Origin of the sequence: Pseudomonas sp. RGM 3321 (assembly GCF_022836805.1) — a bacterium.
Classification (GTDB): Bacteria; Pseudomonadota; Gammaproteobacteria; order Pseudomonadales; family Pseudomonadaceae; genus Aquipseudomonas.
Genome location: NZ_JALHBH010000065.1, coordinates 1 through 4,390 on the forward strand (window position 1 = coordinate 1; position 4,390 = coordinate 4,390).

The window sequence follows — 4,390 nt, forward strand, 5'->3', positions numbered from 1 at the left end:
TTTTTCCTGAACCTGAAAATGGAGCGCACCTGGAGAAAGGATTACGCCAACCTCGGCGAAGCAGTAAAGGACATCACGGATTACATCGTGCGGTTCTATAACGAGGGGCGATTGCACTCGACACTGGCTACGTGCCGCCCAATCAGTATGAGCGGCAAGCGGCCTGACGATCACCGATTGAGGTGTCCGGAAAAAGTTGACCACTACAGGGCTTAAAGTTACCTCTTTAGACCTCTCCCACCCTACTAAGGTCCACTCGCTGGCTTCTCTTGGTGATGATCAGAAATGACCGTCAATCACTTCCTCCCCCCCGGTTTGGCGCTAAGCCTTGCCGAGCATACGCCCGTCGCTGGGCGCTCATCTTATCCAGCCTTTCTGATAGCGCATTTCATGCCATGCCGTTCCCCTGTCTGGGGGCTGGATGCTCAGCTATGAGTGCGACTTGAAGGAGCTACCAAAAGGAAAACAGATAATGAACATGACCAAGAAAGGCACAGCTTCTATCTTGGAGAAAATCTACCAGGCTGGAGTGGTTCGCCCAACGACCCTGAACGGCCTGCCAGGGATGTCTTCGTTGGAGAGTGCTGGGGGGTGGACAGTGAAATCGTGATTTGTCCTTGCGGTTGAGCTCGGTGAATGATGTGCTTACTTGACGCGATACACTTACTGCTTGTTTCTAAGATTGCCTACAATTCGCATAACCAACGCTTCGCACGCCTTAAGCCTATCATGCAGAGTGTCGTCTATCTCTATGGCTTGAAGTGCGTCAAATATCTCGTTATTAATACTGGAAAGTATAGAAAAATAATGTGATGAATTTTTCAGCTGGGCTACGTCGTGACGGCTCTCGAACGTAGCCTCAAGAAGCCTGTATGAGTCCGGCAGTAGCCAATTCTTGGTGTCATCTCGGAGGGAATCAACCTGAAACAATAGGTCCTGTAATACCTGAAGATCCGTGACAGAATTGTACGTAATGTGACGCCGTAATCGCCTACACCGCATGAGTGCATCCTTCACATATCTGGTGACCCCTCGGTTCAAACCATAAAAAGGCGCATTGCCAGTAAATCGTAGATACACGTTGTAAATCCATTTCATACGATTGAGGGCCTCATGCAGCGAGTAAATATTGACCCCGATATTCAAGCCCGCCATAACAAGGTCTCCATCGTCAAGTTCCCCAATCCATTCATATCCTAAGTCAGAGTTAATTTCTAATAGTAGGTTCGCTAATGCGTACGCATCCTGCTGGCTGAATTCCGTCTTATTGATGAATCCATCCAGCATCTCAAAACGCAACTTCAGGGCTCCTAAGAGATTTTCTGAGGTAGCGGAAACGTCGGGGGGTACTTCAAGGTATAGATTCGCAGGCCCATTGTCGGGGAAGAGGCCGTAATAGAGATTTTCGGGGTCCCGGAAACGAATCTTATGCTCGTAGCGAGATTGGATTTCCCCAAGCCGCTCGCTAAACACTCTGCGATGGCTAAGGAATTTCTCGAAGGTTAGCGTCTCAATTTGCCAAGCGACAAACTTTTGCTGCTGGCTGTTCTGTTGAGCGAGAAATAAAAGAGTTGCAAGAGTCGCCACTGCGCCGATGCACGACCCGAAACCGCCCAATAGCGCCCCGAAGACATTCCAGTCGTCACGAACTCCTGTTATCGCTGGAAAATAGTGGGCGTAGAGACCAAAAAGCAGGCCGCCGGATGATGTACATAAGAGGAATACTGCAAGAGCGTACCAGAACCACAAGCCTGACGCCCCGCCTTTATCATTACGCGCCATATGGGCATCCCTTCCAAAAAATTCATCTTATCAGGGCCTATCCGAGAATTTGACAGAAAAATCTCAACGATCACCTCAATAGCCGTGCGTACTCACATTTCCCCCCGTGCCCTTCTTCGCCGCGTGAGCATTATCGCGTTACGCGTGCCCGGTCCTCATTGCGTGCCTGTTCGGGCCTTTGAATGAGGGACCGGTAATGGACCAAGTACTGGTCACGATTCGACTGTTGTTCTGGGTCGTTCCTTTCTTCTCATCAGGTAAGCAGAAGGGCCTCATCATGCGTGGTCACTCGGGTATGCCTCAGCGACTACGGCTGGGCGGCTGGATGATTGTGGTTGTTTGGTTGGTGTTGACCATTCTAACGACTACACATATAGTGACCACACCTTAACGACTACAGGGCGCTTCACGATGTTCATCCGTGCTTATCTCCGGGCCTCTACCACTGACCAAGACGCCCACCGAGCCAAGGACCAGCTAACTGGGTTCGCAAAGGACCATGGGCAGCGGGTCGCGGCCTACTACACCGAGAACGAAAGTGGGGCCACCCTCAAGCGGCCTGAGCTGTTCCGCCTGTTGTCCGATGCGCATCCCGGTGATGTCCTTTTGGTCGAACAGGTAGACCGCCTTTCGCGTCTCACTGAGGCTGACTGGCAGAAGCTCCGGGGGATCATCAAGGACAAGGAGGTCCGAGTGGTCTCGCTTGATTTGCCGACCTCGCACCAGTTCATGGCGCAGGAGAGTGGAGCATTGGAAACCTTCACATCACGTATGCTTGGGGCCATCAACGATATGCTCTTGGACATGCTCGCAGCGGTCGCCCGGAAGGACTACGAGGACCGTCGCCGTCGCCAGATGGATGGCATTAAGAAGGCGAAGGATCAAGGCGCTTACAAGGGGCGAGGGGTCGATCAGGAAAAGCACCAGCGCATTCTGGAGTGTCTGAACAAGGGTATGGGTGTACGCGAAACCTCAAGGGCCACGGGAGTCAGCACTGCCACCGTTCAGCGTGCCATTAAGCTCAAAGTGGGCGCCTCTGAAGGCTAACGCCGGGAGCATATGAGGTGATCTGCTACTACGTCTGAGGATGGAGCGTCTGCTCCTTTTCTTGCATCCGAGTGCCCCCTATCTGTAATCGCTGAGAGCGTTTAGGTAGAAGCCCCGCTGGGCTCGGGACGCTCTGAGTGAAGCTCCGAAAGAAGTCTTACTCCAAGCATCCTCCGCCGAGCAGTGCCGTTTGCCCTCGCAAAGAGCTTAGCTTTTTCAGCTTCGTACAGGGCCAGCTGATTTGAGATGTAATCGTCCAAGCCCTTTATCCAATGACCATTGCTGCAAAACGAGAATGCCTTCCCCCAGCCGAGGATAACTCGGTCAAGATTTTGTAGCGCGCCCGAATAGGTCGCTTTTGGGGAGATCACTCCGACTTCAATGCTGGCCTTCATAACGCGGAGCGATGCTTCCATTTCGGATGCTATCCGTTTCTTGAACTTGTCTCTCGTGCCTTTCGATGGTTGCACTAAACCCGGCGAAACATAGCAACCCAAGAAATCAAACCCGTCTGACGTTGAGCCGCTTGAAGCTTTGCCGCTTGTTGCCGAGGGTGAATATGCCTTCAGCGAAAGCTTCGCGAGCTCTTTCAGTGCTTTGTTGAAGGCTCGGGTTACGCAGCTCCTATCCTTCCCGAGAATCAGGAAGTCATCGATGTAGCGGAGGCAAATGACATCACCAGTGTTCATGGTTTTGTCGAAGTCGTGCAGATACAAATTGGCTATGAGCGGCGACAGGGGCGAGCCTTGAGCCACGCCTTCCACCCCAAGAGGGAAAATCTCATCAAGACCCTGTCGTCGCAGTACATCAATGTTTGCAAGGTCTGTCGTGATCGCAGCTTGTAACAAAGCCACCGTGTCAGGACATTTGATATGAGGAGCCACCAACCCCATCACTCGGGCCTTATCGATTTTCGTAAAGAACTCTGCAATGTCAGACCGGATATGGAAAGCTGCTCCACCGGAGATGGCCAATTTGGCATCGTGTATTGCCATAGCGACACGCTTGGTTGGAATGCCACCGTAGCTGGTCGGGGTTGCGAGAGCGTCCTTTACGAACTTAATGCGCGTCTGCAAGGCTTCAAGTAGAGCTCGCTGAACGATTCGGTTGGGTATGGGTGAAAGCACAATGGGTCGTGAGCTACCGTTGGCTTTGATTTTCGCTACGCCTGTCTGCTGCTTGAAGGTGAAAGTTTTCTTGGATAGTGCGCGTTGGATTTCGGAAAGCGACTTAGGGAGGCGGCTCTCGAAGTCTTTAGCTTCATTTCGGATAGTTTCGGATGTAGACGATAGGGCGCTGCTTTTAACCTTTCTCCAGGCCGAATGCAGCGATTCCATGCTGTAGATCCGACGGTATAGCGGCGTTGCCAAAGAAAACTCCTTGTTTGTTGGGAGCACCAGTGAACTCTCACCCAACTGCTACAGGGGACCTTCAACCACCGGGAGACCTCGAAGCCTTAACGGCGATCTTGGTCGCGACCCGCACAGCAAGCTCCGAAGAGAGATGGCTGGCGTCTGTAATACTTGGTTCAGTGCTGTGAGGCGGCTGCACCAGCAAGCAG

3 protein-coding genes and 1 pseudogene are annotated in these 4,390 nt (G+C 52.3%); 2 read left to right on the forward strand and 2 right to left on the reverse strand.

What is annotated here, in order from left to right; genetic code table 11:
* Nucleotides 1-167, forward strand: a pseudogene (locus tag RGM3321_RS00290) (IS3 family transposase); the annotation flags it as partial.
* Between the two features lie 496 nt (nt 168-663).
* On the opposite strand, the gene RGM3321_RS00295 reads toward RGM3321_RS00290, so the two are convergent.
* Nucleotides 664-1,782 (reverse strand): hypothetical protein, encoded by a 1,119-nt coding sequence (locus RGM3321_RS00295; RefSeq protein ID WP_244391055.1) that lies wholly within the window; start codon nt 1,780-1,782, stop codon nt 664-666.
* A 411-nt stretch (nt 1,783-2,193) separates the two neighbouring features.
* Between RGM3321_RS00295 and RGM3321_RS00300 the strand changes: the two genes are divergently transcribed.
* Nucleotides 2,194-2,829 carry a recombinase family protein gene (locus RGM3321_RS00300; RefSeq protein ID WP_244391056.1) on the forward strand — a complete coding sequence of 212 codons (636 nt, stop codon included), beginning with the start codon at nt 2,194-2,196 and terminating at the stop codon, nt 2,827-2,829.
* Nucleotides 2,830-2,930: 101 nt separating this feature from the next.
* Here RGM3321_RS00300 and RGM3321_RS00305 read toward each other — a convergent pair whose 3' ends face one another.
* On the reverse strand, nt 2,931-4,166 hold the full coding sequence (locus RGM3321_RS00305) for a reverse transcriptase domain-containing protein (protein ID WP_244391057.1): 1,236 nt from the start codon (nt 4,164-4,166) through the stop codon (nt 2,931-2,933).
* Nucleotides 4,167-4,390 lie beyond the last annotated feature (224 nt).

Bases quoted from the DNA above. Each gene is read 5' to 3' on its own strand.
- RGM3321_RS00295 (WP_244391055.1), bottom strand. From the start codon at position 1,782: ATGGCGCGTAATGATAAAGGCGGGGCGTCAGGCTTGTGGTTCTGGTAC.
- RGM3321_RS00300 (WP_244391056.1), top strand. From the start codon at position 2,194: ATGTTCATCCGTGCTTATCTCCGGGCCTCTACCACTGACCAAGACGCC.
- RGM3321_RS00305 (WP_244391057.1), bottom strand. From the start codon at position 4,166: ATGGAATCGCTGCATTCGGCCTGGAGAAAGGTTAAAAGCAGCGCCCTA.